The organism is Streptosporangium sp. NPDC023615 (assembly GCF_040640155.1).
Classification (GTDB): Bacteria; Actinomycetota; Actinomycetes; order Streptosporangiales; family Streptosporangiaceae; genus Streptosporangium.
This window is the reverse complement of sequence record NZ_JBFABE010000006.1, coordinates 170,784-196,246: the sequence shown is the minus strand read 5'-3', so window position 1 is coordinate 196,246 and position 25,463 is coordinate 170,784. Positions and strand designations below refer to the sequence as shown.

24 protein-coding genes are annotated in these 25,463 nt (G+C 73.9%); 7 read left to right on the top strand and 17 right to left on the bottom strand.

The window, feature by feature from the left end:
• Nucleotides 1-50: 50 nt before the first annotated feature.
• The 3 genes from AB0G16_RS07390 to AB0G16_RS07380 are packed head-to-tail and all read left to right on the top strand — an operon-like array spanning nucleotide 51 to nucleotide 3,006.
• Entirely contained in the window at nucleotides 51-1,103 is a 1,053-nt protein-coding gene (locus AB0G16_RS07390) for an iron ABC transporter permease (protein WP_362800083.1), read from the top strand.
• 8 nt (nucleotides 1,104-1,111) lie between these two features.
• The gene (locus AB0G16_RS07385) at nucleotides 1,112-2,200 is read left to right on the top strand and encodes an iron chelate uptake ABC transporter family permease subunit (RefSeq protein WP_362800080.1); all 1,089 of its coding nucleotides are present in this window, start codon (nucleotides 1,112-1,114) and stop codon (nucleotides 2,198-2,200) included.
• Nucleotides 2,197-3,006, top strand: coding sequence for an ABC transporter ATP-binding protein (locus AB0G16_RS07380; RefSeq protein WP_362800078.1), 810 nt, complete (start codon nucleotides 2,197-2,199; stop codon nucleotides 3,004-3,006). Before AB0G16_RS07385 ends, AB0G16_RS07380 begins: the two co-directional genes overlap by 4 nt.
• 4 nt (nucleotides 3,007-3,010) lie before the next feature.
• Here the strand turns inward: AB0G16_RS07380 and ftsY are convergent, their stop codons facing one another.
• Together ftsY and smc are read right to left on the bottom strand one after the other, a co-directional pair.
• A complete protein-coding gene (gene ftsY, locus AB0G16_RS07375; RefSeq protein ID WP_362800075.1) occupies nucleotides 3,011-4,195 on the bottom strand; it encodes a signal recognition particle-docking protein FtsY in 1,185 nt (394 codons plus the stop codon).
• 58 nt (nucleotides 4,196-4,253) lie between these two features.
• Nucleotides 4,254-7,937, bottom strand: a complete 3,684-nt coding sequence (smc, locus tag AB0G16_RS07370) for a chromosome segregation protein SMC (protein ID WP_362800072.1) — start codon at nucleotides 7,935-7,937, stop codon at nucleotides 4,254-4,256.
• A 650-nt stretch (nucleotides 7,938-8,587) separates the two neighbouring features.
• Here smc and AB0G16_RS07365 point away from each other — a divergent pair.
• The gene (locus AB0G16_RS07365) at nucleotides 8,588-9,196 is read left to right on the top strand and encodes an alpha/beta hydrolase-fold protein (protein ID WP_362800069.1); all 609 of its coding nucleotides are present in this window, start codon (nucleotides 8,588-8,590) and stop codon (nucleotides 9,194-9,196) included.
• Between the two features lie 84 nt (nucleotides 9,197-9,280).
• On the opposite strand, the gene AB0G16_RS07360 is transcribed toward AB0G16_RS07365, so the two are convergent.
• The 10 genes from AB0G16_RS07360 to AB0G16_RS07315 form a co-directional block, all read right to left on the bottom strand.
• Nucleotides 9,281-9,475, bottom strand: a complete 195-nt coding sequence (locus AB0G16_RS07360; protein WP_344894261.1) for a hypothetical protein — start codon at nucleotides 9,473-9,475, stop codon at nucleotides 9,281-9,283.
• Nucleotides 9,476-9,666: 191 nt separating this feature from the next.
• Nucleotides 9,667-9,933, bottom strand: a complete 267-nt coding sequence (locus tag AB0G16_RS07355; RefSeq protein WP_362800213.1) for an acylphosphatase — start codon at nucleotides 9,931-9,933, stop codon at nucleotides 9,667-9,669.
• A gap of 155 nt (nucleotides 9,934-10,088) precedes the next feature.
• On the bottom strand, nucleotides 10,089-10,955 hold the full coding sequence (gene mutM, locus AB0G16_RS07350; RefSeq protein ID WP_362800065.1) for a bifunctional DNA-formamidopyrimidine glycosylase/DNA-(apurinic or apyrimidinic site) lyase: 867 nt from the start codon (nucleotides 10,953-10,955) through the stop codon (nucleotides 10,089-10,091).
• A gap of 55 nt (nucleotides 10,956-11,010) precedes the next feature.
• On the bottom strand, nucleotides 11,011-11,742 hold the full coding sequence (gene rnc / locus AB0G16_RS07345; RefSeq protein ID WP_362800062.1) for a ribonuclease III: 732 nt from the start codon (nucleotides 11,740-11,742) through the stop codon (nucleotides 11,011-11,013).
• A gap of 228 nt (nucleotides 11,743-11,970) precedes the next feature.
• Entirely contained in the window at nucleotides 11,971-12,150 is a 180-nt protein-coding gene (gene rpmF / locus AB0G16_RS07340) for a 50S ribosomal protein L32 (RefSeq protein WP_012894381.1), read from the bottom strand.
• A 1-nt stretch (nucleotide 12,151) separates the two neighbouring features.
• On the bottom strand, nucleotides 12,152-12,706 hold the full coding sequence (locus tag AB0G16_RS07335) for a YceD family protein (RefSeq protein WP_362800059.1): 555 nt from the start codon (nucleotides 12,704-12,706) through the stop codon (nucleotides 12,152-12,154).
• Nucleotides 12,707-12,772: 66 nt separating this feature from the next.
• Nucleotides 12,773-13,249 (bottom strand): pantetheine-phosphate adenylyltransferase, encoded by a 477-nt coding sequence (gene coaD / locus AB0G16_RS07330; protein ID WP_344967716.1) that lies wholly within the window; start codon nucleotides 13,247-13,249, stop codon nucleotides 12,773-12,775.
• 18 nt (nucleotides 13,250-13,267) lie between these two features.
• The gene (locus tag AB0G16_RS07325) at nucleotides 13,268-13,954 is read right to left on the bottom strand and encodes an RsmD family RNA methyltransferase (RefSeq protein ID WP_362800055.1); all 687 of its coding nucleotides are present in this window, start codon (nucleotides 13,952-13,954) and stop codon (nucleotides 13,268-13,270) included.
• Nucleotides 13,955-14,572: 618 nt separating this feature from the next.
• Nucleotides 14,573-16,744, bottom strand: coding sequence for an ATP-dependent DNA helicase RecG (gene recG, locus AB0G16_RS07320; RefSeq protein WP_362800052.1), 2,172 nt, complete (start codon nucleotides 16,742-16,744; stop codon nucleotides 14,573-14,575).
• Between the two features lie 46 nt (nucleotides 16,745-16,790).
• Nucleotides 16,791-18,470, bottom strand: coding sequence for a DAK2 domain-containing protein (locus tag AB0G16_RS07315; RefSeq protein WP_362800049.1), 1,680 nt, complete (start codon nucleotides 18,468-18,470; stop codon nucleotides 16,791-16,793).
• Between the two features lie 256 nt (nucleotides 18,471-18,726).
• Between AB0G16_RS07315 and rpmB the strand changes: the two genes are divergently transcribed.
• On the top strand, nucleotides 18,727-18,912 hold the full coding sequence (rpmB, locus tag AB0G16_RS07310; RefSeq protein WP_362800046.1) for a 50S ribosomal protein L28: 186 nt from the start codon (nucleotides 18,727-18,729) through the stop codon (nucleotides 18,910-18,912).
• Between the two features lie 63 nt (nucleotides 18,913-18,975).
• Here the strand turns inward: rpmB and thiD are convergent, their stop codons facing one another.
• The 3 genes from thiD to AB0G16_RS07295 form a co-directional block, all read right to left on the bottom strand.
• Nucleotides 18,976-19,785, bottom strand: coding sequence for a bifunctional hydroxymethylpyrimidine kinase/phosphomethylpyrimidine kinase (thiD, locus tag AB0G16_RS07305; RefSeq protein WP_362800043.1), 810 nt, complete (start codon nucleotides 19,783-19,785; stop codon nucleotides 18,976-18,978).
• 200 nt (nucleotides 19,786-19,985) lie between these two features.
• Nucleotides 19,986-20,942 carry a hypothetical protein gene (locus tag AB0G16_RS07300; RefSeq protein WP_362800039.1) on the bottom strand — a complete coding sequence of 319 codons (957 nt, stop codon included), beginning with the start codon at nucleotides 20,940-20,942 and terminating at the stop codon, nucleotides 19,986-19,988.
• 236 nt (nucleotides 20,943-21,178) lie between these two features.
• Nucleotides 21,179-22,198: a thiamine-phosphate kinase gene (locus tag AB0G16_RS07295; RefSeq protein WP_362800036.1), complete on the bottom strand. Its 1,020-nt coding sequence runs from the start codon at nucleotides 22,196-22,198 to the stop codon at nucleotides 21,179-21,181.
• A gap of 51 nt (nucleotides 22,199-22,249) precedes the next feature.
• On the opposite strand from AB0G16_RS07295, the gene AB0G16_RS07290 reads away from it, so the two are divergent.
• Nucleotides 22,250-22,483, top strand: coding sequence for an Lrp/AsnC ligand binding domain-containing protein (locus AB0G16_RS07290; RefSeq protein ID WP_362800033.1), 234 nt, complete (start codon nucleotides 22,250-22,252; stop codon nucleotides 22,481-22,483).
• Nucleotides 22,484-22,499: 16 nt separating this feature from the next.
• Nucleotides 22,500-22,952 carry a DUF3515 family protein gene (locus tag AB0G16_RS07285; protein WP_362800030.1) on the top strand — a complete coding sequence of 151 codons (453 nt, stop codon included), beginning with the start codon at nucleotides 22,500-22,502 and terminating at the stop codon, nucleotides 22,950-22,952.
• A 94-nt stretch (nucleotides 22,953-23,046) separates the two neighbouring features.
• Here AB0G16_RS07285 and AB0G16_RS07280 read toward each other — a convergent pair whose 3' ends face one another.
• Together AB0G16_RS07280 and AB0G16_RS07275 are read right to left on the bottom strand one after the other, a co-directional pair.
• The gene (locus tag AB0G16_RS07280) at nucleotides 23,047-24,156 is read right to left on the bottom strand and encodes a D-alanine--D-alanine ligase family protein (RefSeq protein ID WP_362800027.1); all 1,110 of its coding nucleotides are present in this window, start codon (nucleotides 24,154-24,156) and stop codon (nucleotides 23,047-23,049) included.
• Between the two features lie 285 nt (nucleotides 24,157-24,441).
• Nucleotides 24,442-25,452, bottom strand: coding sequence for an NAD(P)H-dependent glycerol-3-phosphate dehydrogenase (locus tag AB0G16_RS07275; RefSeq protein ID WP_362800024.1), 1,011 nt, complete (start codon nucleotides 25,450-25,452; stop codon nucleotides 24,442-24,444).
• Nucleotides 25,453-25,463: the final 11 nt, after the last annotated feature.

Sequence of the window (25,463 nt, the reverse complement as noted above, 5' to 3'; positions counted from 1 at the left end):
TACCTAAGGTGGCATACTCGACCGGGTCCGGCAACAAAAGGGGAGCTCAGGTGATCGCGACGACGGCCGCCGCCGACCGCGCGTCGTTTCCGGCCGGCCGAAACGTCCGTCGCCGGCGGCTCCTCGTGCTCGGCGGCCTGTTCGCCGCGCTCGCGGTGGCGGTCGCGCTGAGCGTCACCGTCGGCGCCAGACCGGTCCCCGTGGCCGACGTCTGGCACGCGCTCACCGCCCCCACCGGCACCGAGAACGACATCGTCGTCCGCTCCCTGCGCCTGCCCAGGACCGCCATCGGCGTCATGGCCGGCGTCGCCCTCGGCGTCGCGGGCGCCCTCATGCAGGGCCACACCCGCAACCCGCTGGCCGATCCCGGCCTGCTCGGCGTCACCCAGGGCGCGGCGTTCGCCATGGTCCTCGCCATCCTGGCGCTGGGCGTCACCAGCCCGTACGGCTACATCTGGTTCGGCCTCGCCGGAGCCCTCCTGGCCAGCGCGGGCGTGTTCGCCCTCGGCATGGTCGGCGGGCGGGGCGGGCCCACACCGGTGACCCTGGCCCTGGCCGGCACCGCCGTCAGCGCCTTCCTGTACGCGCTCACCTCGGCCCTGGTGCTCCTGGACGAGCAGACCATGGACATCTTCCGCTTCTGGCAGGCGGGCTCCATCGCCGCCAAGGGACCGGACGTGGCCTGGCAGGTGCTCCCCTTCATCGTCGCCGGCCTCGTCGTGGCGCTGGTCAACGCGCCCGGCCTGAACGCGCTCTCGCTGGGCGAGGACGTCGCCCGCTCGCTCGGCCAGAACGTCACCCTGACCCGCGCCGTGGGCATCACCGCGATCACCCTGCTCACCGGCGCCTCGGTGGCCGCCTGCGGGTCGCTGGCCTTCATCGGCCTGATCGTCCCGCACCTGGTCCGGCCGCTCTCCGGCCCCGACCATCGCTGGCTGCTGCCGTACGCCGGCCTCGCCGGGGCCGCGACCCTGCTCCTGGCCGACGTGGTCGGCCGCGTGGTCGCCCACCCGGGCGAGCTGGAGGTCGGCGTGGTCCTCGCGCTCGCCGGCGCCCCGTTCTTCATCGTCCTGGTACGACGCAGGAAGCCGGTGCGGTTGTGATCGGCGCCGTGTCCCCGCAGACACCCCGGAAGCCGGGGGCCTCGCCGGGCGGGCGGGCGCTGCGCGCCGGGCCCGTCTCCTGGGTCCTGCGGCCGCGCTCCGTCACCGCGACGCTGGTCCTGCTGGCGCTCACGCTGCTGTTCATGGCGCTCAGCATGCGTCTCGGCGACATCCCGATGGGCGTCCTGGACGTCCTCGCCGCGATCGCCGGCGACGGCCCCGACCACTTCGTCGTCATGGAGCTCCGCCTCCCCCGCGCGCTGACCGGCGCCCTCGTCGGCGCGGCGTTCGCCCTGGCCGGCGCGATCACCCAGGCCGTCGCCCGCAACCCGCTGGCCAGCCCCGACATCCTGGGCGTCACCGGGGGCGCCAGCGTCACCGTGGTGGCGATCATCGTGGCGGCCGGGAACACCTGGGGCGGCACGAGCGGCGCCCTCGCCGGGGTGGGCGTCCCGGTCATGGCCCTGGCGGGCGGCCTCGCCGGCGCGCTGACCGTCTACCTGCTGGCCTGGCGGCGGGGCCTGGACGGCTACCGGCTCGTCCTGATCGGCATCGGCGTCTCGGCGGTCTGCGTCAACCTCAAGTACTGGCTGCTGACCGTCGGCGACGTCAACGACAGCGGCCGGGCCATGGTCTGGATCAGCGGCTCGCTGCACGGCAGGGGCTGGGAACACGTCCTGCCGGTCGCGCTCGCGCTCGCCGTGCTCGTCCCGCCGACGCTGATCGGCACCCGCTCGCTGGGCGCGCTGCGCTTCGGCGACGACACCGTGACCGGTCTGGGCGTCCGGATGAACCTGGCCAGGAGCCTGATGATCCTCGCCGCCGTGCTGCTGGCCGCCACGGCGACGGCGTCGGCCGGGCCGATCTCGTTCGTGGCCCTGGCCGCCCCGCAGATCGCGCTCCGCCTGGCCGGGGTGGCACAGCCCCCGCTGATCGTGTCGGCCCTGACCGGCGCGGTCCTCACCAGCGGCGCCGACCTGGTCTCCCGCACCGCCTTCAGCCCCGTGGAGCTGCCGGTGGGCGTGGTCACCGCGGTCCTCGGCGCCCCCTACCTGATCTATCTCCTCGTCCGTGTGCGCAGAAGGGGCCGTACGTGAGACTGCGAGCCGTCGACGTCAGGCTGGGGTACGGCGAGCGCGTGGTCGTCGACGGCCTCGACCTCGGGATCGAGAGCGGGACGGTGACCGCCGTCATCGGGCCCAACGGGTGCGGCAAGTCCACCCTGCTGCGCGCCCTGGGCCGGCTGCTCAAGCCCTCGGGCGGCGAGGTGCTGCTGGACGGCAAGCGCATCGACCGGATGCCCAGCAGGGAGGTCGCCAGGATCCTGGGCGTGCTGCCGCAGGCGCCGTCGGCCCCCGAGGGACTGACGGTCTCCGACCTCGTGGCCAGGGGGCGGCACCCGCACCAGACCTGGTACCGGCAGTGGTCCTCCGACGACGAGTCCGCGATCGGCGAGGCCCTCGCCATGACCGGCCTGCTCGACCTGGGCGACCGCCCGCTGGACGAGCTGTCCGGCGGGCAGCGCCAGCGGGCCTGGATCTCCATGGCCCTCGCGCAGGGCACCGACCTGCTGCTGCTCGACGAGCCGACGACCTTCCTGGACCTGGCCCACCAGATCGAGGTGCTGGAGCTCGTGCGCAGGCTCCACCGCGAGCTGGGCCGCACCGTGGTGATGGTCCTGCACGACCTCAACCTCGCCGCCCGCTACGCCGACCGCCTGGTGGCCATGCGCGGCGGCGAGATCGTCGCCGCGGGGACCCCCGCCGAGGTCCTCACCGAGGCCCTGCTGGCCGAGGTGTTCGAGCTGGAGGCCAGGGTCATCGAGGACCCGGTGGCCGGCACCCCCCTGGTGATCCCCGTCGCCACCCTCTCCCCGGGACGGGCCCGGGGAGAGGAGGGCTAGGGGGTCACTCGCCCAGGAGCGCGTCCACGAAGACCTCGGGGTCGAAGGGGGCCAGGTCGTCCGGGCCCTCGCCGAGACCGACCAGCTTGACCGGGACGCCCAGCTCGCGCTGGACGGAGATGATGATCCCGCCCTTGGCGGTGCCGTCGAGCTTGGTCAGCGCGATGCCGGTGATGTTGACCACCTCGGCGAACACCCGGGCCTGGCGCATGCCGTTCTGGCCGGTGGTCGCGTCCAGGACGAGCAGCACCTCGTCGACCGTGGCCTTCTTCTCGATGACGCGCTTGACCTTGCCGAGCTCGTCCATCAGGCCGGTCTTGGTGTGCAGCCGCCCGGCGGTGTCGACGATCACCACGTCGGCCTTCTCCCTGATGCCCTCGGCGACGGCGTCGAAGGCCACCGAGGCCGGGTCGCCGCCCTCGGGGCCGCGCACCACCCCGGCCCCGACCCGGTCGCCCCAGGTCTGGAGCTGGTCGGCGGCGGCGGCGCGGAAGGTGTCGGCCGCCCCCAGCACGACCTTGCCGCCGTCGCCGATGAGGACGCGCGCCAGCTTGCCGGTCGTGGTGGTCTTGCCGGTGCCGTTGACGCCGACCACCAGGACCACCGCCGGGCGCTCGCCGTGCGGGGAGACGTGCAGCGTACGGTCCATGTCGGTGCCGATCTGGGCGAGCAGCTGCTCCCGCAGCAGGGCGCGCGCCTCCTCGGGCGTCCGGCTGCCCAGCACCTTGACGCGGGTGCGCAGCTCCTCGACCATCGCCCGGGTCGGCGCCACGCCGACGTCGGCGGTGATCAGGGTCTCCTCGATCTCGTCCCAGGCGTCGTCGTCGAGGCGGTCGCGGGAGAGCAGCTCCAGCAGGCCCTTGCCCAGGGTGCTCTGCGAGCGGGCCAGGCGGGCGCGCAGCCGCACCATCCGGCCGGCCGACGGCGGCGGGACCTCGACCGGCGGCAGGACGGTGACGTCCGCGGGGTCGATCGGCCTGGCCGGCGGCGGCACGGTGGTCGTCGCCGCGTCCTCGTCCACGGCCGTGCCGCCCCCGGGCGCCTGCGGCTGCCCGGAGACCGGCGGCGCCTGGGGCGGTTCGACCCGCGGCGGCGTCCTGCGCACCGACCGGAACAGCAGGAGCATGCCGCCGCCCGTCAGCAGGGCGATGACGGCGATGATCGCGATTATGCCGAGATAGGCTTCCACAAGACCACAGTTTTCCAGACGTCCCGGGATGCTCGCTCCCCGGTGTACGCGCCCACGCTCAGGCGGGCTCGTGTTCCCGCAGGCGCTGGCTGATGACCTGGGTGACGCCGTCCCCGCGCATCGACACCCCGTAGAGCGCGTCGGCGATCTCCATCGTGCGCTTCTGGTGGGTGATGATGATGATCTGCGAGGTCTGCCGCAGCTCCTCGAAGAGCGTCAGCAGGCGCTGGGTGTTGGTGTCGTCCAGCGCGGCCTCCACCTCGTCCATCACGTAGAACGGCGAGGGCCGGGCCTTGAAGATGGACACCAGGAACGCCACCGCGGTCAGCGACCGCTCGCCGCCCGACAGCAGCGAGAGCCGCTTGACCTTCTTGCCCGGCGGGCGGGCCTCGACCTCGACGCCGGTGGTCAGCATGTCCTCCGGATCGGTGAGCAGCAGCCTGCCCTCCCCGCCGGGGAACACCCGCGTGAAGATCGTCTCGAACTCGCGGGCCACGTCGGCGAAGGCCGCCCCGAAGACCTGCTCGACCCGCTCGTCGACCTCCTTGACCACCAGCAGCAGGTCACGGCGGGTCTTCTTGAGGTCCTCCAGCTGCGAGGTGAGGAAGGAGTGGCGCTCCTCCAGGGCCGCGAACTCCTCCAGCGCGAGCGGGTTGACCTTGCCGAGCTGGGCCATCTGGCGGTCGGCCGCCTTGGCGCGCCTGAGCTGCTCGTCGCGGTCGTAGGGCACGGGGTCGCCGTCGGCGACCGGCACCGGTTCGTCCGGGCCGTACTCGGCGACGAGGGTCTCGGTCTCGACCCCGTACTCCTCCACCGCCCGCGCCTGGAGCTGCTCCAGGCGCAGGCGCTGCTCGGTGCGCGCCATCTCGCTGCCGTGCGCCCGGTTGACGAGCTTGTCCAGCTCCCCGGAGAGCTCGCGCACGCGGACCCGGACGGCCTTGAGCGAGGCGTCGATCCGGCCGCGCGCCAGCTCCGCCTCGTCGCGCTCGGCGGCGGCGGCCGTCAGCGAGGACTCCAGCGCGCGCAACGTCAGCTCGGTGCCCCGCACGACCGCCTGGGCCGTACGGGCCTGCTCGCGGCGGCGCATCCGGCGCTCGGCCGCCCTGGCGCGCTCCTCGCGCTCGCGCTCGGCGGCGCGCGTCAGCTCCTCGGCCCTGCCCTCGATGCCCCGGACCCGCTCCTCGGCGGTCCGTACGGCGAGGCGGGCCTCCATCTCCTCCTGCCGGGCCGTCGCGCAGATCGCGGCGAGCTCGTCGCGCAGGTCGGTGGCGGGCTCGGTCTCGACCTCCTCGGCCCCGAGGGCCGCGGCGAGCCGCTCCTCCAGCTCGGCGAGGCCGGCCGCGTCCCGGTCGCGCGCCTCCTCGGCGGCCCGTACGCCCCGGGCGAGCCGCTCGCACTCGTCGCGGGCGGCCTTGGCGGCGGCGCCGAGCTGGGCGAGCCGCCTGGCCACCGCGGCCACCTGCTGGTCGGCCTCGCGCTGCCTGGCCCGCAGGCGGTCCAGCGCGGCCTGGGCGGCGTCGAGGCCGCCCTGGGCGTTCTGCACGCCGGTCTGGGCCTCGGCGACCCGGGCCCGCGCGGTCTCGACCGCCCCCTGCGCCTCGGCCTCGACCTCGGCCGCCTCCTCCAGCCCGTCCGCGGCGAGCTCGGCCGCGGTCCGGGCCCCGGCCAGGTCGGCGGCGGCCTCGTCCAGCGCGGCCCGCATCTGCAGGGCGGAGGTGCCGCCGGGCGAGCCTCCCCTGGCGGCGTGGGCGCCCAGCAGGTCGCCCGAGCGGGTGACGGCCCGCAGGCCGGGCAGCTGCTCCACCGCCTTCCTGGCGGCCGCGAGGTCGTCCACCACCAGCACGCCCCCCAGCAGGGCGGCGACGGCCGCGCGGAGCTCGGCGGGGACGACGACCAGGTCGGCGGCCCACTCGGTGCCCTCCAGCGGCACCCGGCCCGCCGGGGCCGCCGCCTCGCCCGAGGTGACGACCAGGGACGCCTGGCCCGCCTCGCGGCTCCTGAGGAACTCCAGCGCGTCGGCCGCGTCCTGCAGCGACCCGACCGCGACGGCCTCGGCCGCCGCGCCGAGCACGGCGGCGACGGCCACCTCGGCGCCGGGCCGTACCGAGAGCATGGTGGCCAGCGGGCCGATCACACCGGCCGGTCCCTCGGCGAGCAGCGCCGCGGCCCCGTCGGCGCCCTGGGCCAGGCCCATCTCCAGCGCCTCGAACCTGGCCTCCAGCGCGGCCACCTGGCGCTGCGCCCGCTGGTCGGCCTCCCGGGCCGCGGTCAGGGCGGCCCTGGCCGCGCCGAGCGCGCCGTCCGGGCCGGCGACCGCCGCGCGGGCGGCCTCGACCCCGGCCCTGGCCGCCTCGACCGACTCCCTGGCCTGCTCGACGGTCTCCAGAGCGATCTCCAGCTCCTCGGCGAGGGCGGGATCGGCGGCCGGCTCGGCGCGTTCCTGACCGTCGTGCTCGGCCCGGGCCGCCTCGGCGCGCTGCTCGGCCTCCTCCAGCGAGCGGCGCAGCCTGCCGATCTCCTCCTCGGCCGCGGTGGCGCGGCTGCGCGCGGCCCCGGCCTGCCCCCTGAGCCTGGCCAGGCCCTCGCGCCGGTCGGCGGCGGCCCTGGCCTCGGCGGCGAGCCGCCGTTCCTCCGCGGCGAGCGCCCCCTCGGTCTCGGTACGCGCGGCCACGGCCGTGGCGAGCGTCTCCTGCTCCTGGGCCAGGAGCTCGGCCAGGACGCGTTCCTGCTCGCGCGCCTCCTCGGCCTCGCGCTCCAGGTCCTCCGGGTCGCGCCCGCGCCGCTCCACGGCGGTGTCGGAGGCGTTCCGGTGTCGCTCGGCGGCGAGACCGGCCAGGCCTCGCAGGCGCTCACGCAGGGAGGAGAGCCGGAAGAAGGTCTCCTGGGCGGCGGCCAGCCGCGGCTGGGCCTGGGCCTCGGCGGCCTCCAGCTCGGCCTCGGCGACCTGGCCCTGTTCGAGCTCGGTCTCCACCGCGGCGCGGCGGGCCAGCACGGCGGCCTCGTCGGCCATCTCCCGCTCCAGCGCGGTGCGCAGGGTGAGCACGTCGTCGGCGAGCAGGCGGAGCCTGGCGTCGCGCAGGTCGGCCTGGATGACCGCGGCCTTCCTGGCGATCTCGGCCTGGCGGCCCAGCGGCTTGAGCTGGCGGCGCAGCTCGGTGGTCAGGTCCTGCACCCGGGTCATGTTGGCCTGCATGGCGTCCAGCTTCCGCAGCGCCTTCTCCTTGCGCTTGCGGTGCTTCAGGACGCCCGCGGCCTCCTCGATGAACGCCCGGCGCTCCTCGGGACCGGCGTGCAGCACCTGGTCGAGCTGGCCCTGGCCGACGATGACGTGCATCTCGCGGCCGATGCCGGAGTCGGAGAGCAGCTCCTGGATGTCGAGCAGGCGGCAGGTGTCACCGTTGATCGCGTACTCGCTCTGGCCGGCCCGGAACATCAGCCTGCTGATCGTCACCTCGGTGTAGTCGATCGGGAGCATGCCGTCGGTGTTGTCGATGGTCAGGGTGACCTCGGCCCGGCCCAGCGGCGCCCGCGAGGAGGTGCCGGCGAAGATGACGTCCTCCATCTTGCCGCCGCGCAGCGACTTGGCGCTGTGCTCGCCCATCACCCAGGCCAGGGCGTCGACCACGTTGGACTTGCCCGACCCGTTGGGGCCGACGACCGCGGTGATGCCCGGCTCGAACCGGAGCGTGGTGGCCGAGGCGAAGGACTTGAACCCGCGCAGGGTGAGGGTCTTCAGATACACCCCGGCACCCCCTCCCCGGTCCGGCCGCGCCCCCCGGCGGGGCGCGCCCTGTGCCATCGGCCGCCCTCGGCCGTCCCCGGCCCGCTCCCGGCCGGCCTGCTCCCGGTCTGCTCCCGGCGGCGACGAGCGTGTCCTCCCTCGTCAGCCCGCGGCTCCGTTCACGCGGGGAAGACTACCGTTCTTCACCCCCGCCCGCCCGCGCACCGCCTATCGTGCCCTGCATGGACGCGGAACGCGGTGAGAGCGAGGCTCCGTCACACCCGCCGAGACCACACCCGCCGAGGTCGTGCCCCCCGGGGTCCCGGCCGCCCGGGTACGAGCCGCCCGGGACCGGATCACCGGGCTCCCGGCCCGCCGGAGCGGGGCTTCCCGGCCCTCGGACGACCGGATCCCAGACGTCGGACCTCAGGACGGCCGGATCCCGGACGTCGGGACCCCCCACGGCCGGCCCCGAGGCTCCGGGACCCCGGACGGCCGGTTCGCGGGAGGCGGGAGCGGCGGGCGGTGAGCGCGGGCCGGGGCGGCGCGCCTTCCTGGCGGGCGCCGGGCTGACCACGCTGAGCCTGGGAGCGGCCGCGCTGGCGCTCGGCCCCGAGGGCATCCGGAGCGCGTACGCCCAGATCGTCTGCGGGCCGCTCCCCCGGCCTCCGGTGACGTCCCCTGGAACGCTCCAGCGCAGCCGCGTGGACCGGCGACGGGTGATCGTCGGGTTGCCGCCGGGGGCCGGGGACGGGCTCCCCGTCGTGATCATGCTTCACGGGGCCGCCGGTGACGCGCGCACGCCGTTCGGCACCTACGCCGTCCATCGTTACCTGGCCGCGGGCGGCGGGCGCTTCGCGGTCGTCTCGATCGACGACTGGCCGTCCGCCGACATCCCGGGCGCGCTGCTGCCGTACCTGACCTCGAACGGGATGGACACCGCGAAGATCGGCCTGATGGGGTGGTCGTCGGGGGGCGCGGGGGCGCTGAGGCTGGCCGCCGAGCTCGGTCCCGAGCAGGTGGGAGCGGTCGTCGCGGCGTCGCCCGCGGTGAGCGCGGCCCAGGCCCCGCTGCGCGAGCTCGTGGACATCCCGGTCTGGCTGGGGTGCGGCGAGCACGACGCGTGGGCCCGGCAGACCCAGACCATGCTCAAGGCCCTCAAGGCGCTGGGCGCCACGGCCGAGGGTGGGATCGCCGACGGGTGCCAGGACACGGCCTACCGCCGCAGGGTGTTACCCGAGCAGCTCGCCTTCCTGGCACGACATATAGGACGCTTATGACCCACATAAGGCCATATACAGCGTCATATGACAAGGGACGCCCCGATGAGGCGTCCCTGGACAGTTCCTTCCGCCCCGGCCCCGTTAGGTGAGAGCCGGCTCGCGATCCTGCAGACGGTTGAACTCCTCATCGCGACTGCCTGCCGCGAGTTCGTCGTTCTGGGCCTGGAGCCGGGTGAGCTCTCCCTCGAGATCACGGATGCGCTGCTGAAGGCGACGCATTTCCGAGACCATCCGAGGGTCGGGACCGCCGACGTGGCCGAGTAGAGCCTTCGCCATAGTAAAGGGTCCTCCACGCTGAGTGACCAGACTGGTTCGCGCACTTCTTTGCCGCGGGAGGGGTGCGCGTGGTTCTTTATCAAGAGTCGCACCGGTGAGGGAGACGGTCAAGTTGAACGCTCCGTATGGATGCACCGATGGGCACTCTCGACGGTCAAATATACCTTATTTTGGGTGGTTTAGGGAAGTGGTCAGCGCTCGACGAACCCCTCGGGACTACCTTTGGGCTCGCTCCAGCGCTCGACGACCCCGTCGACCCGCCCGGGCGTGTCGCCCCCGCGCAGGAGCCCCAGCAGATCGGCGCACGCCCGCCGCGGCCCCTGGGCGACCACCTCGACCCGGCCGTCGGCCGTGTTGCGCGCCCAGCCGGCCAGGCCGAGCTCCAGGGCGCGGGACCGCGTCCACCAGCGGAAGCCCACCCCCTGCACGCGTCCCCGCACCCAGGCCGTGAGCCGCACCCGCGCCGTGTCCGCCGTCCCGGCCGCGCCCGTCCCGGCCGTGCCCGTTCCGGTCGCGTCCGTCCTCGGCGTGCCCGTCCGCGCGCCGGCCGTCGCGGTCGTGTCCGTCCCGGCGCCGGTCACCCCGGCCTCCTCCGGACCGTCCCCGGCCCGCGTCACCGCGCCGTCCTTCTCGGCCTGGGCTGGCAGCGGGGGCAGCTGTAGGAGGAGCGGTTCATGAACGCCTCGCGGACGATCGGCGCCCCGCACCGGGAACAGGGCAGGTCACGCCTGCCGTAGACGGCCAGGGACCGGTCGAAGTAGCCGCTCTCCCCGTTGACGTTCACGTACAGGCTGTCGAAGGAGGTGCCGCCCTCGGACAGCGCCGCGGCCATCACCTGCCGGGCCGCCGCCAGCAACTCGGCGATCTTCGGCCCGGTCAGCGCCCCGGTGGGCCTGGCGCCGTGCAGCCTGGCCCGCCAGAGCGCCTCGTCGGCGTAGATGTTGCCGACACCGCTGATCAGCGACTGGTCCAGCAGCGCCCGTTTGATCTCGGTCTGGCGGAGTCGCAGCCGCCGGGCGAACCCCGCCTCGTCGAAGTGCTCCTCGAACGGGTCGGCCGCGATGTGCGCGATCGGCTCGGGAACCGCCCGGCCGCTCGCGTGCGCCATCGGGGTGACCAGCACGTGGCCGAAGGTCCGCTGGTCGACGAAGCGCAGCTCCGGGCCGCCGTCGGTGAAGGACATCCGGACGCGCAGGTGCTTCTCCGGCGGGGAACCGGGCTCCACGACCAGCAGCTGGCCGCTCATCCCCAGGTGCGCCAGGACCGCGTCGGATCCGTCCAGGGGCAGCCAGAGGTACTTGCCCCGGCGCTCGGCGACCCCGACGGTGCGGCCCCTGAGACGGAAGGAGAACTCCTCGGCGCCGGGCAGGTGCCGCCTGATCGCCCGGGGGTGGAGCACCTCGGCGTGGGCGACCACCCGTCCTGAGACCCACCGCTCCAGGCCGCGGCGGACCACCTCGACCTCGGGCAGCTCGGGCATGGCCCCTCCTCCGTCGGATCGGCAGCGTCGGCAGCGTCGGAACGGCAGCGCCGGATCAGCCGGCGTCGCGTCGTTCGCGGTCCTGGCGGATCCGGTTCCAGGCCGCCTCGGCGGCCTGCTGCTCCGCCTCCTTCTTCGAACGCCCCGAGCCCGCGCCGTATGCCTCCCCGCCGACCCTGACGACCGCCGTGAAGGACTTGGCGTGGTCGGGCCCGCTCTCCTCGACGTGGTACTCGGGCACGCCGAGCGACTCCGAGGCGGTGAGCTCCTGCAGGGAGGTCTTCCAGTCGAGCCCGGCGCCGAGCGAGGCCGAACGGGTGATGAGCGGGTCGAAGAGCAGGTGGACGACGCGGAACGCCTCGTCCAGGCCCCTGTTCACGTAGACCGCGCCGATCAGCGCCTCGAGGGTGTCGGCGAGGATCGAGGACTTGTCGCGTCCCCCGGTGCCCTCCTCGCCCCGGCCCAGCCGCAGGAACCGGCCCAGGCCCAGCGAGCGGGCCACGTCGGCCAGGGCGCGCATGTTGACCACTGCGGCCCTGAGCTTGGCGAGCTGGCCCTCGGGCAGGTCGGGGTGGTTGCGGTAGAGGGTGTCGGTGACGACCAGGCCCAGCACCGAGTCGCCCAGGAACTCCAGGCGCTCGTTGGTGGGCAGCCCGCCGTTCTCGTACGCGTAGGAGCGGTGGGTCAGCGCCCGCTCCAGGATGGCGACGTCCAGGTGGACCGCCAGCAGGCGCTCCAGCTCGTCCTTGACGAACTCGACGGCGACCGGCTTGACGCTCGTGGCCATGACTTCTCCTCGCACGTTCTGTGATCGAATGCGCGATGGCGAAGATGAGGACCGAAGAGATGCCCGAAGACCCCGAAGACGTGGTGGGCGCCGGGAAAGAGGGTACGCGTTCTACCGCGAACCCCGGCGTCCACCACAGCCGCGGGCGGACCGCCATCGCAGGGGTGAGCACGGTGGCGCCGGCCGGATCCGTGAGGACCCGGCCGGCGACCGTCGGTCAGCGTGCGATCAGGCGGAGGGCTCGATCACCTGACGGCGGTTGTACGTGCCGCAGGTCGGACATGCCACGTGCGGACGCTTCGGCGAGCGGCACTGGGGGCAGCTCACGAGCGAAACCGCGGCGGCCTTCCACTGCGACCTGCGGGAGCGAGTGTTGCTCCGCGACATCTTGCGCTTTGGGACAGCCACGTCAGCTCTCCTGATCGTTGTTATGTTCCGGAACCAGGCCCTGCAGCTTGGCCCAGCGGGCGTCGATGACTTCGTGGCCGTGGTCGGGCTCGGCGTCCGCCAGCCTGACCCCGCACTCCACGCAGAGCCCGGCGCAGTCCTCACTGCAGACCGGGCTCAGCGGAAGCGTGAGCACGACCGCGTCGCGAAACGCGGGTTCGAGATCGAGAAGTTCACCGTCGAGAAGCGAGTCACCCTCGGCAGCATCCTCTGCCGAGTAGAAGAACAGCTCCTGGAACTCCACCTCGGTGTGCGAGGTGACCGGTTCCAGGCAGCGTGCGCACTCCCCCCGCAGCGGGGACCGCGCAGTGCCCGTGACGAGCACACCCTCCATGACCGCCTCAAGCCGGATCTCCAGCTCGACGTCGGCGTCCTTGGGGACGCCGATCATGTCGACGCCGATGTCCGCCGGTGCCGGGAGGGTGAGACTCATCCGGCGCATCGACCCTGGCCGCCGCCCCAGGTCATGGGTAGAGATCACCCATGGGGCTCGGGGGTCAAGGGTACGCTGGTTCATTTCACTCTCATCAGGCATGGCGCATCACCGCCGTCGTGCAAGGCCGAAACAAGAGAATACCAGTGCCTAGCCCCTGAGCCGTTCGACCAGGAGTTCCTGCACGAGGTCCGGGACCAGTCCGGCCACGTTGCCGCCGTACTTGGCGATCTCCTTGATGCGGCTGGACGACAGGAAGGAGACCTCGGGGCCGGTGGCCATGAACAGGGTCTCCACCCCCGACATCCGGTAGTTGAGCTGGGCCATCTGGAGCTCGTAGTCGAAGTCGCTGACCGCGCGCAGCCCCTTGACGATGGCCGGGATCTCCTGCTGTCTGCAGTAGTCGACCAGCAGGCCGTGGAACTTGTCCACGCGGACGTTCCCGTACTCCTTGGTGACGGTCTGGAGCATCTGGATGCGCTCCTCCACCGTGAAGAGGCTCTTCTTCTCGATGTTGATCAGCACCGCCACGACGACCTCGTCGTACTGCCGGGAGGCCCGGCCGATGATGTCGAGATGACCGTTCGTGACGGGATCGAACGATCCCGGACAGACAACGCGACGCAAGGTGGACCCCCTGCTGCTCTAAGGATTCCCGGCGGCGCGACCGTACCAAACGGACGCTTCGCCATAACGACGGCCCCTCTCCTCTTCGTACCCGTCCGGCCAGACAAGGGCGCCGCCCCTGGTCTCCCGCTCCACCGCGATCAGGGCGTCCGGCGCCAGCCAGCCCCGGTCGCGCAGCAGTTCCAGCACCGTCCGAACCTCCTTCTCCCCCAGCGCGTACGGCGGATCGGCGAGAACGAGGTCGTACGCGCGCACGGAGTCACCGGCCTCACCGGAGCTCGCGGAGCTCGCGGAATCCGGCCCGGTCCCGGCGTCCGGCCCCGTCCCCCGCCCCGGCCGGGCCCCGGCGTCCCGTCCGGGGGCGGGGGCCGCGGGGCCCCTGTCCAGCAGGCGCTCCACGCGGTCGGCGACGACGCGCGCCCCGGCCAGGCCCAGGGACGCGACGTTCTGCCTGATCGTCCGTACCGCGCGGGCGTCCGACTCCACGAGCGTCACGTGAGCGGCTCCCCGGGAGAGCGCCTCCAGCCCGAGCGCGCCCGAGCCCGCGTACAGGTCGAGCACCGCGCATCCGTCCAGCGGCCCGATCAGCGACCCGACGGTGGAGAAGATCCCCTCCCTGGCCCGGTCGCTCGTGGGGCGGGTCCCCCGCCCCGGCGGGACGGCCAGCCGCCGCCCTCCTGCGCTTCCCGCGATGACTCGGCTCACCCGGTCATCCTCTCAGCGCGCCGCGCTCCCCGCCCCCGCCGGTCCGGGCTCCCAGCACCGCCCACCCGGGCTCCGGACACCGCCGATCCGGGTTCTGGACGCCGCCGGTCCGGGCTCCGGACACCGCCGGCGCGGCGCGCGACCGGTGCCCCGCGGCGCCGCGCACGCAGCACGGCGTGTCGCGGCGCATCACATAACCGCAGGTCAAAAGGGTCCTGGCAGGTGATCTAGGTCAAGAGTGGGCAAGGAGTGGCGACGAAAGCGCAAGGGTCGTTCCGTCCGGTGCCCGTCCCTTGCATGATGTTTCCTGCGGCCTCCAAGTGACCCAGGGGGAGGCCGACCGGCGTGATCGTGAGCCCTTCCGCACGCCGGTGCTCTCGGCACCTGACCCGGGAGTGGGCCCAGGCGGGGACGGCATTCGGGGGGAGGCCGTCCCCGCAGTTGGGCTTCTCGGCCCGAGGCGGGAGACCGGGTGCGGACCCCGAGCCCCGGGACCGCGCGAGCGCGCGAGACGTCCCGGACACACGGAAGGCCCGGGACGCTCGAGATATCCCGGGTACGTGAGACATCCCAGGCGCGGAAGACGTCCCGGGCGCGTGAGACGTCCCGGACGGGGTGTCACGCCTTCTCCAGGTACTCGGCGCGCTCGTCCGCGAGGAGCCTGTCGATCTCGGCGCGGAGCACCGGGTGGCCCGCGAGCCCGGGGTCGGCCTCCAGCATGGCCTCGGCGTCCAGGCGTGCGGCGTGGATGACCTCCTCGTCGCGCAGCAGCGCGAGCATCTTCAGCGACGATCTGCGCCCGGACTGCGCCACTCCGAGCACATCACCCTCCCTGCGCTGTTCCAGGTCCACACGGGACAGCTCGAAGCCGTCCAGGGTGGCCGCCACCGCGTCGAGCCTGGCCCGGGCGGGAGTGCCGCCCGGCGCGTCGGTCACCAGCAGGCACAGGCCCGGCAGCCCGCCCCGGCCGACCCGGCCGCGGAGCTGGTGGAGCTGGGACACGCCGAACCGGTCGGCGTCCATGATGACCATGACCGAGGAGTTGGGGACGTCGACGCCGACCTCGATGACCGTGGTCGCCACCAGGACGTCGATCTCCCCGCGGGTGAAGGCCCTCATCACCGCGTCCTTGTCCTCGGGCGGGAGCTTGCCGTGCAGCACCTCGACGCGCAGCCCCTCCAGCGGGCCCGCCGACAGGGTCTCGGCCACCTCCGTCACCGCCAGCGGCGGCCTGCGCTCGTCGTCGGCCTTGGACATGTCGCCCTCGTCGCCCTCCAGGTCGCCGATGCGCGGGCAGACCACGTACGCCTGGCGGCCCAGGCCGATCTCCTCGCGCAGCCGCGTCCAGGCCCGGTCGAGGAAGTGCGGCTTCTCCGCCGCGGGGACCACGTGCGTGGTGATCGGGGCGCGCCCGGAGGGGAGCTGGGAGAGCGTGGAGACGGCCAGGTCGCCGAAGACCGTCATCGCGACCGTGCGCGGGATGGGCGTGGCGGTCATGACCAGCACGTGCGGGCGGCCCTCCCCCGCCTTCTCCCGCAGGGCGTCGCGCTGCTGCACGCCGAACCGGTGCTGCTCGTCCACCACGACCAGGCCGAGGTCGGCGAACTGGACGCGCTCCTGCAGGACGGCGTGGGTGCCGACGACGATGCCGGCCGTGCCCGAGGCGGCGTCGAGCATGGCCGAGCGGCGGGCCGCGGCCCCCAGCGAGCCGGTGAGCAGGGCGACCGCGGTGCCGCCGAACATGCCGCCGGCGGCCAGGTCCCCGAGCATGGCCGAGATCGACCGGTGGTGCTGCTGGGCGAGGACCTCGGTGGGGGCCAGCAGCACGGCCTGCCCGCCCGCGTCGACCACCTGGAGCATCGCCCGCAGCGCCACGACGGTCTTGCCCGCGCCGACCTCGCCCTGGAGCAGCCGGTGCATGGGGTGGGGCAGGGACAGGTCGGCGGCGATCTCCTCGCCGACCTCGCGCTGCCCCTCGGTGAGCTCGAACGGCAGCCGCTCGTCGAACGCCGCGAGCAGCCCGCCCTCGATCGCGGGCCGGGGCGTGGTCGCCCAGGCGGCCGCCGCCATCTTGCGCTGCAGCAGCACCGCCTGGAGCAGGAACGCCTCGTCGAACCTGAGCCGCTTGCGCGCCCTGCCCACGTCGGCGTGGTCGCGGGGGCGGTGGATCGCCAGCAGCGCGTCCGACAGACCGGGGAGCCGGTGCCGGGCGCGCAGCGCGGCCGGGAGCGGATCGTCCAGCTCGCCCATGGTGTCGAGGACGACGCCCAGCGCCCTGCGGATCGCCCAGGGCGTCACGTCCTTGCCCGCCGGGTAGATCGGCACGAGCGCGGCGGCGAACTCCTCGGCCCCGGTCTCGTTCTCCTCGATCATCTCGAACTCGGGGTGGGAGAGCTGCCACTTGCGCTTCTCGCCCTGGCCGAAGGCGCCGACCTTGCCGGCGAACATGCCCCGCCTGCCGGGCCGCAGCCGCGTCTCGGCGATGTGCGAGGTCTTCCCGAAGAAGGACAGGTAGATCTTGCTGCCGCGGGCGTCGGCCACCTCGACCTCCAGCCAGGTGCCGCCCTTGTTGCGCATCGGCCTGCGCATGGCCCTGGTGACCTCGCCCACCACGGTGACGTGCTCGTCGACCTGCAGGTCGACGAGGTCGGTGAGCTCGCCACGCTCGGCGTAGCGGCGCGGGTAGTGCCGCAGCAGGTCGCCGACGGTGCGCAGATCGAGAACGCTCTCCAGCAGCTTGGCCGTCTTTGGGTCCAGCGCCTTCGCCAGCGGCTCGTCGAAGCTCGTCACCCGAGTTTTCTACCGTGCCCGGGCGACAGAATTCACCTCGCCCGGCTCACTCGACGCCGATGAGCAGCGGATAGCCCCCCTGCCCGCCCTCGTAGCGCACCACCTCGACGTCCGGCCTGGTGGTGGCCAGGTACTCCTGCACGGCGCGGGCCGGCCCGCCGGAGGTCCCGGCGCCCTCCAGGAGGGTGACCAGCTCGCTGCCCGAGGACACCAGCCGGCGGGCCACCTCCAGGGCGGTGCCGGCCAGGTCCGCGCCGATCACCGCGGCCTCCCCGTCGACCACCCCCAGCACGTCGCCGGGCACGACCAGGCCCGCGCTGGTCATCACCTCGCGGTCGGCCGCCCAGACGTGGCCGTGGCGGGTGTGCGCGGCGGCCTCGGTCATGGCCACCACGTCGTCGTCGAAACGGCGCAGCGGGTCGTGCACGGCCAGCGCCGACAGTCCCTGCACCGAGGCCCTGGTCGGGATCACGCCGACCGTCAGGCCCTCCTCGCGGGCGATCTCGGCGGCGGCCACCGCGACCTCGCGGACGCCGCTGTCGTTGGGCAGGACCACGACCTGCGCCCCGGCCTTCCTGATCGCGGCCAGCACCGCCGCCAGCGGCGGGGTCGAGCCGGGTTCGCGGCGTACGACCACGGCGCCCGCCTCCTCGAACACCGCGGCCAGCCCCGGCCCCGCGGCCACCGCGACCACGCCCCGCCCCCGGGTGGCCGGGTGGGTCCTGCCGTGGCCGGCCAGGTACGTCACCATGATCCGGTGGGGCCGTCCCCGCCGCACGGCCGCCTCGATCGCGGCGCCGGCGTCGTCGGTGTGGACGTGCACGTTCCACAGGCCGTCGCCGCCCACGACCACGAGCGAGTCGCCGAGCGCGTCGAGCTCCTCGCGCAGCGCCGCGACCTCGGCCTCGGTGGCGTCGAGGAGGTACATGACCTCGTAGCCGGGCCCGCCGGCGCTCTCCCCGGCGTCCCCGGTGTCCCGTCGCGCGGCCTCCCCGGACGGGCGGACCGGGGCGGGGACGTCCACCCGTCCGGTGTAGGAGTCGGTGACGACGGCGGCGAGGCTCTCCAGGATGAGGGCCAGGCCGGCGGCGCCGGCGTCGACCACCCCGTTGCGGGCCAGGACGTCGAGCTGGTCGGGGGTACGGCGGAGCGCTGCGCGCGCCTCCCGCGCGGCGCTCCGCGCGACCGAGGCGAGATCGTTCCCCATGACGGGGGCCGGGTCGCCGCATGCGACGGAGGCCGGGGCGTTCCGCGCGGCCGGGCCCGGGTGCCCGGCCTCGGTCGCCGGCTCGCCGCGTACCGCCGCGGCCACGGCCGTCAGGACGCTCAGGATCGTGCCCTCGACCGGCCTGGAGACCGCGGCGCGGGCCAGCTCGGCGGCCCGCACCAGGCCGCGTCCGAGATCCGGCCCGTCCCCACGGGCCTTTCCGAGCACCTCGGCGAGGCCGCGCAACGCCTGGCTGACGATCACTCCGGAGTTGCCCCGGGCCCCCAGCAGCGCCCCCTGCGCGAGCGCCTGCCAGGTGCGGGCCGCGTCCGCGTCGCCGGGCAGCCCGTCGAGCGCCTCGGCCGCCGACAGCATGGTCAGGTGCAGGTTGGTGCCGGTGTCGCCGTCGGGCACCGGGAAGACGTTGAGGGCGTCGATCTCCTCGCGTCCCCTGCCCAGGGTCTCCGCGGCCAGCCGCGACCACCTGCGGACCGCGGGCGGGTCGAGAACCTGCAACATCCCTGACCTCCTGCTCGCGGCCGCGTCCACACCGCGTCCGTACCGTTCTCCGTACGCGACCAGCGGTGGCGTGTCCCGTGATGCGCTACGGTTGCCTCCGGAGATTATCCCCGTCCGGCCGCTCACGGCGGCTCGCGTTCGCGTGCACGACCGGACATCGGATATTCTCGTATGGCCAGCCGGTCGTCCCGGCATGCCCGATGACCGCCCGGCAGTGCGGCGGATCGAGCCTCTCGACTGATCTAAGGAGCGAACCGTGGCTTCCGTTTGCGACGTTTGCGCTAAGAAGCCGACTTTCGGCAACAACGTCTCCCACTCGCACCGCCGCACCCGCCGCCGCTGGAACCCGAACATCCAGCCCGTGCGCGCAGTGGTGAACGGCACGCCGAAGCGGCTGAACGTTTGCACCTCCTGCATCAAGGCGGGCAAGGTCGCTCGCTGACCCGAGCCTTCGCGAAGCCCGTCGTCCCCATCGGGGCGGCGGGCTCCGTCGTTCCCGGGGACCTCAGGAGGGGCGCAGCCGCCAGGCGTGGTCCACCGGGCCGATGCCCGCCCCCAGGGGGAACCCGCGCGCGATCGCGCCGGTGACGTACTCCTTGGCCTTCTCCACCGCGCAGGGCACGTCCTCGCCGAGGGCCAGGTGGGAGGCGATCGCCGAGGCCAGGGTGCAGCCGGTGCCGTGGGTGTGGCGGTTGTCGTGGCGTTCGGCGGTGAAGCGGAACTCCCGGCTCCCGTCGGTCAGCAGGTCCACCGGCGCTCCCGGCAGGTGGCCGCCCTTGACGAGCGCCCAGGCGGGGCCGAGCTCCAGGACGGCGTCGGCGGCGCGTCGCAGGTCGGACTCGTCCTCGACCTTCACACCGGTGAGCTGGAGGACCTCCCACAGGTTGGGGGTGACCACGGTGGCCGTGGGCAGCAGGCGCGACCTCATCGTCTCCACGGCCTCGGGAGCCAGGAGGGAGTCGCCGTGCTTGGAGACGCCGACCGGGTCCACGACCACGGGCACGTCCAGCCCCGCCAGCACCTCGGCCACCGTCTCGACCAGCACGGGTGAGGCGAGCATGCCGGTCTTGACCGCCTGGGCGCCGATGTCGCCGAGCACCGAGTCGAGCTGGGCGCGGACCGCCTCCGCCGGGAGCTCCCAGTAGCCCTGGACCCCCGTCGAGTTCTGGGCGGTCACGGCGGCGATCACGCTCATGCCGTGCACGCCCAGCGCCAGCATGGTCTTCAGGTCGGCCTGGATGCCCGCGCCGCCTCCGGAGTCGGAACCGGCGACGGTCAGGACGCGAGGGGGGGTCGAATCGGTCATGTCTCCCATCCAACCAGCTCGGGCCGGGACCTCGGCTCGGGCGGCGATCCTCGGGACGCCCCCGGCGAGGGTCCGGGAGCGCCGGTTCGGACGGCGAGGATCACGGTCCGGGCCACGGCCCCGGGATCACGCCTCAGGCCACGGCCCCGGGATCACGGCCCGGGCCGCGGTCACGGGCCCCGGGGTCACGGGGTGAGGGGTTCACGGGGTCAGGCGACGGCGCACTCGCCCTGGTCGCTCCGGCAACTGCGTGGAACGGTCGCGTCCCCGCGCGCGGTGTAGGTGACCACGAGCCGATCACCGGCCTTCAGGCCGGCCGGCGACTCGATCACCAGGTCCTCGCCGATCTGATCCCACGTGGCCCCCTCCAGCGAGGAGACCTCGCCGCCGACCGGCAGGCTCACCGTGAGGCCGTCGACGCTCTCGTCCGCGGCGACCTCCAGCCGGACGGTGTAGGTGCGGACCTCCTGGTCCACGACCTCGGCGCCGACCGTGACCGCGGCGCCTCCGGTGAGCGGCGCGGGACGTTCCAGGGAGTCGTCGCCGCTGGGGACGGGTTCGGGGGTGGGCGCGGCGGTGCTCGGGGCCTGCGTGGGCGCCCCGGTGGGAGCCGGGTCGGGGTCGTCGTTGACCAGGGGCTCGGCGGTGGTGGCGCCGGGCTCGGGCTTGCTCGTGGACGACGGCCTGCGGGCGTCCGGCGTGTCCTCGTCGCCCCTGGGGGCGCGGGTGGCCCTGCGCGTCGTGGTGGGACGCGGCGCGGAGGTGGCCTCGCCGCCCCTGCGGGTGGTGACGGGGGCCGGGGAAGGACTGGGCCCGGCGGTCTCGTCGCCCGCCTCGGAGGGGTCCTCGGACGGCGCGGCGTCGCCGGTGCCGTCGGGGTCACCGCCGTCGGGGTCGGCGGACTCGTCGGCCGGGACGGGCTGGTTCGACGCCGCCGTGACGCAACCGGCGGGCGGGCAGGCGGGCTTCTCCGAGCCGGTCATCACGCGGACACCGGCCACGGTGCCGCCGAGCAGCACGACCACGGCGGCGACGACCAGCAGCGTCATCCTGACCCGCCCGCCGGGCTTCTCGTCGTCCTCGGGCCACGGGGCGGCCGAGACGGACGGCTCGGACTCCGACGTCCACCCCGATCCCAGGAAACCCGTCCGGGGCTCGGTGACCACCGACTCCTCGGGGCGGAGCCTGCGCCCGACCGGCTCGTTCCGCGGGCCCAGCTCCGGAGCGGGTCCCGGAGCGGGCTCCGACCCGTGTTCACCCCGGTCCGGGGGTGTCTCGTCCCCGTTTCCACCGTGGCGGCCCATACAGCCCCTTCCTAGAGGGAATCACGACCGCCCATCTTCATACCAGTTCGGTAAACGTTTGTCGCAATTTTCACAAATGTCGCACAGGGTGAGGAACGTCACTCCCGGAAGTGGTCCCACCCGCCGCGATCCAGTGAGACGCCGTTGACCTGCACTCCCGCCCCTCCGGCCGCCCGGCCGACCACGGTCCACCCCTCGGGCAGGTCCAGCCCGGCGGGGAAGGTGGCGGCGAGCGCGTGGTCCTCCCCTCCGGCGAGCACCCACTCCAGCGGGTCGGTGCCGGTCAGCCGGGCGGCCTCGCGCATCACCGGCGGGACGGTGAACGCCTCCGCCTCCAGCAGCAGCGCCACCCCGGACGCGGCGGCCACGTGGCCCAGGTCCTGGACCAGCCCGTCGCTGACGTCGAGCATGGCGGTGGCGCCCAGGACGGCGGCCTGGGGGCCGCGCGCGTAGGGGGGAGCCGGGCGGCGGTGGGCATCGATCAACTCGGCCAACTCGGCCAACTCGGTCGGCGTGGTCGGCCCGGTCGGCGTGGTCGGCGTGGTCGGCCCGGTGGGCTCGGTCGGCCTCGCGCCGAGCAGGGCGAGCCCCGCCGCGGCGTACCCGAGACGGCCCGCGACCGCGACCACGTCCCCGGCCCGGGCCCCCGACCGGGTGACCGGCGGCCGTCCGCCCAGGTCGCCCAGGGCGGTGACGGAGATCACCACGAGGTCGGAGCGGGTGATGTCGCCTCCCGCCACACTCGCGCCGACCAGGTGGCACTCGTCCCGGAAGCCGTCGGTGAGGTCGTCCAGCCAGCCGGTGGCGGCGCCGGCGGGCAGCCCCAGGCCGACCACGATGGCGGTGGGGTGGGCCCCCATGGCGGCCACGTCCGAGAGGTTCTGCGCCGCGGCCTTGCGCCCGATGTCGTAGCCGCTGGACCAGTCGCGGCGGAAGTGCCTACCCTCGAGCAACAGGTCCGTCGTGACGACGACCCGCGCGTCGGGAGCGCTCACCACCGCGGCGTCGTCCCCGGGGCCGAGAAGTACCGTCCCTCCCTGGGGCAGGCGTCCGGCAATACGTGCAACAACCCCGAATTCGCCGAGATCTCCTACTGTGATGACACACCTCCCGTTCATCACAGGGTACGGTGGCCCTTCGGCACTGATCCAATCGCCCGGGAGGTCGTGATGGTGCAGGCCTACATCCTTATTCAGACCGAGGTCGGCAAGGCCGCGAGCGTGGCTCAGGAGATCTCCAGGATCTCCGGTGTCACGCAGGCCGAGGACGTCACCGGTCCGTACGATGTGATCGTGCGAGCGGAGGCGCATAACGTCGATGAGCTGGGCAAGCTCGTGGTGGCTCAGATCCAGGGCGTGGAGGGGATCACGCGTACCCTCACGTGCCCCATCGTCCACATCTGACCCGTCGAACCCTGTCATGGCGCGCCGGCCCGCCCGGCGGGCCGTGTACGCCTGCGTCCTGCTGATCCTGGCCGGATGCGGCGGCGCCGTGCGGGTCGAGCCGCCCGTGCCCGAGGGGCCCGCCGTCGCGGGGTGCCGGTCGCTCGCCGAGCGGCTCCCGCGCACCCTCGACGGCCAGGAGCGGGCCGAGTCCGACCCGGTCTCACCGTACGTCGCGGTGTGGGGGGCGGGCCGCATCGCGCTGCGCTGCGGGGTTCCGCGCCCGGCGACGATGTCGCCCACCGACCAGGTGCCCGAGATCGACGGGGTGGCCTGGTACGCCGACCCGGCCAGGCCGGCGCTCTTCACGGCGATCGGCAGGCAGGCCTACGTCGAGGTGACGGTCGCGCGGGAGCACGTCCCGCAGAACGTGCTGGTCGACCTGGCGGTGCCGATCAAGGCGGCCCTGCCGGAGCCCGCCCTGCGGTGACCGGCCCCGCCGCGGCGTCCCGTCCGCCGTGATCCGACCGCCCGCCGACCGGTGCGGACCGGCCGACGCGGGCCGGAGCGGATCGGCCGGGTGTCTAGCGCAGGCCTGCCGGGCGGGCCAGCGCGAGCCGGATCAGCCGGTCGACCAGCTCGGCGTAGGGCACCCCGGTGGCGGCCCAGAGCTGCGGCGCGACCGACATGGCGGTGAAGCCCGGCATGGTGTTGATCTCGTTGACGATCAGCCGTCCGTCGGGGGTGTGGAAGAAGTCGACCCGTGACAGGCCCTCGCAGCCCAGCGCCTCGAAGGCGCGCACGGCCATCGCGCGCAGCTCCTCGGAGGTCTCCTCGGGGATGTCGGCGGGCACCGCGAGCGACATGTCGCTCCCGACGTACTTGGCGTCGAAGTCGAAGAACTCGTGGTCGCCGTGGACCAGCACCTCACCGGGCAGGCTGGCCCGGGGCGCCTCGTCACCCGGCGACTCCAGCACCGCGCACTCGATCTCGCGGCCGACGATGGCCGCCTCCACCAGCACCTTGGGGTCGTGCTCGCGGGCGAACTCGATGGCCCGCTCCAGCTCCTCCAGGTCGGCCGCCTTGGAGATGCCCTGGCTGGACCCGGCGCGGGCGGGCTTGACGAAGACCGGCCAGCCGAGCTCCTGGACCTCCTTGAGGACCCGCTCCCGCTCGGTCCGCCAGTCGCGGTCGCGGATCGCCACGTACGGGCCGACGGGCAGCCCCGCGGCGGCGAGGATCGTCTTCATGTACGCCTTGTCCATGCCGACCGAACTGGCCAGCACCCCGGAGCCGACGTAGCGGACCCCGGCCATCTCCAGCAGCCCCTGGATCGTGCCGTCCTCGGCGAAGGGCCCGTGCATCACGGGGAAGACGACGTCGACGTGGCCGAGCTCCACGGGGATGCTGCCGGGGTCGTACGCCACCAGCGAGCCGCCGCCCGAGCTCAGGGCCAGCGTCGCGCTCTCCGCCTCCACCACGGGCAGCTCGCCGCCCTCGATCTCGTAGCGCTGCTCCCCCGAGGCGAGTACCCACCGGCCGTCCCGCGCGATCCCGATGGGGATGACCTCGTACCTGGAGCGGTCGATGACCTCCAGCACGCTTCCGGCCCCCATGATGGAGACGGCGTGCTCGGAGTTGCGACCGCCGAAGAGGACGGCGACCCTCGGCAGGGGTTCGTGCTGCTGGCTCATGATGACCGAATGTACCCCCTGTTAGAGGGCAATCCGGCTGTTAGACGCGCCTATCTACTCGATGTGGGTAGGGAGCCCGCCCTCTTGGTCATGTCCACGCCGGGGTCCTCTGCGGCCTTGGACCCGGCGGGGAAGCGACCGCCCGGCCGTCGCCCGGCGGGGAGGCGACCGCCCGGCGCGGGCCCGCCGCCCGGCAGGCACGACGGGCTCGCCGCGGCCCGCCGTCCCGCGGAGGGCGGGCGGGCCGTGGGTGCCCGTCCCCTCGTACCCGTTCCGCCGCCCCTCTCACACCCCGTACCGCTCCGGCTTGGGGGTCCGTGACATCAGGAGCACCGCGGCCTCGCTCGGGGGCATCGCGTCGTGGACGACGGCCACCACCACCTCGGTGATCGGCATCTCCACGTCGTGCTTCCTGGCCAGTTCGAGCACGGACTCGCAGGACTTGACCCCCTCGGCGGTCTGCCGGGTGGCGGCGACGACCTCGGTCAGGGTCATGCCCCGCCCGAGGTTCTCGCCGAAGGTGCGGTTGCGCGACAGCGGGGACGTGCAGGTGGCCACCAGGTCGCCCATGCCCGCCAGGCCCGCGAACGTGTGCGGGTCGGCGCCGAGCGCCGCGCCCAGCCGGGAGATCTCGGCCAGTCCGCGGGTCATCAGCATCGCCCCGACGTTGTCGCCGAGCCCCATCCCCGCCGACACGCCGACCGCCAGGGCGATCACGTTCTTCACGGCGCCGCCGAGCTCGACGCCCACGACGTCCGGGTTGGTGTAGGGGCGGAACCACGGCGGCAGGTGGCACGCCTCCTGCAGCCGCTCCATCGCCCGCTCGTCGGTGCAGGCGACCACGGTCGCGGCGGGCTGGCCCCGGACGATCTCCCCGGCCAGGTTGGGCCCGGAGACCACCGCGACCCGTTCCTGCGGCACCTCGGCGACCTCGCAGATCACCTCGCTCATCCGCTTGGTGGTGCCCAGCTCGATGCCCTTCATCAGGCTGACCAGCACCGCCTCCGGCGGCAGGTGCGGCTTCCAGGCGAGCAGGTTCTGCCGCAGGGTCTGGGAGGGCACCGCGAGCACCACGAAGTCGGCGCCGTCGAGGGCCTCGGCGGGGTCGGTGGTGGCCCGCAGCGTCTCGGGCAGCGCCGCGCCCGGCAGGTAGTCGGGGTTCTCGTGACGCAGGTCGATCGCCTCGACGACCTCCGCCCTGCGGCCCCAGATCGTCGTCCGGGTGCCCGCCCCGGCGAGGATCATGCTGAACGTGGTTCCCCACGAACCCGTGCCGAATACAGCCGCCTTGGTCATTTCATCACCGT

What these genes read in the sequence shown, in the direction of transcription:
- AB0G16_RS07360 (WP_344894261.1), bottom strand. Translation starts at nt 9,475, where the DNA reads ATGGCGAAGGCTCTACTCGGCCACGTCGGCGGTCCCGACCCTCGGATG.
- mutM (WP_362800065.1), bottom strand. Translation starts at nt 10,955, where the DNA reads ATGCCCGAGCTGCCCGAGGTCGAGGTGGTCCGCCGCGGCCTGGAGCGG.
- rnc (WP_362800062.1), bottom strand. Translation starts at nt 11,742, where the DNA reads ATGGCCACGAGCGTCAAGCCGGTCGCCGTCGAGTTCGTCAAGGACGAG.
- AB0G16_RS07335 (WP_362800059.1), bottom strand. Translation starts at nt 12,706, where the DNA reads ATGAACCAGCGTACCCTTGACCCCCGAGCCCCATGGGTGATCTCTACC.
- AB0G16_RS07315 (WP_362800049.1), bottom strand. Translation starts at nt 18,470, where the DNA reads ATGTTGCAGGTTCTCGACCCGCCCGCGGTCCGCAGGTGGTCGCGGCTG.
- thiD (WP_362800043.1), bottom strand. Translation starts at nt 19,785, where the DNA reads ATGGGAGACATGACCGATTCGACCCCCCCTCGCGTCCTGACCGTCGCC.
- AB0G16_RS07295 (WP_362800036.1), bottom strand. Translation starts at nt 22,198, where the DNA reads ATGAACGGGAGGTGTGTCATCACAGTAGGAGATCTCGGCGAATTCGGG.
- AB0G16_RS07290 (WP_362800033.1), top strand. Translation starts at nt 22,250, where the DNA reads ATGGTGCAGGCCTACATCCTTATTCAGACCGAGGTCGGCAAGGCCGCG.
- AB0G16_RS07285 (WP_362800030.1), top strand. Translation starts at nt 22,500, where the DNA reads ATGGCGCGCCGGCCCGCCCGGCGGGCCGTGTACGCCTGCGTCCTGCTG.
- AB0G16_RS07280 (WP_362800027.1), bottom strand. Translation starts at nt 24,156, where the DNA reads ATGAGCCAGCAGCACGAACCCCTGCCGAGGGTCGCCGTCCTCTTCGGC.
- AB0G16_RS07275 (WP_362800024.1), bottom strand. Translation starts at nt 25,452, where the DNA reads ATGACCAAGGCGGCTGTATTCGGCACGGGTTCGTGGGGAACCACGTTC.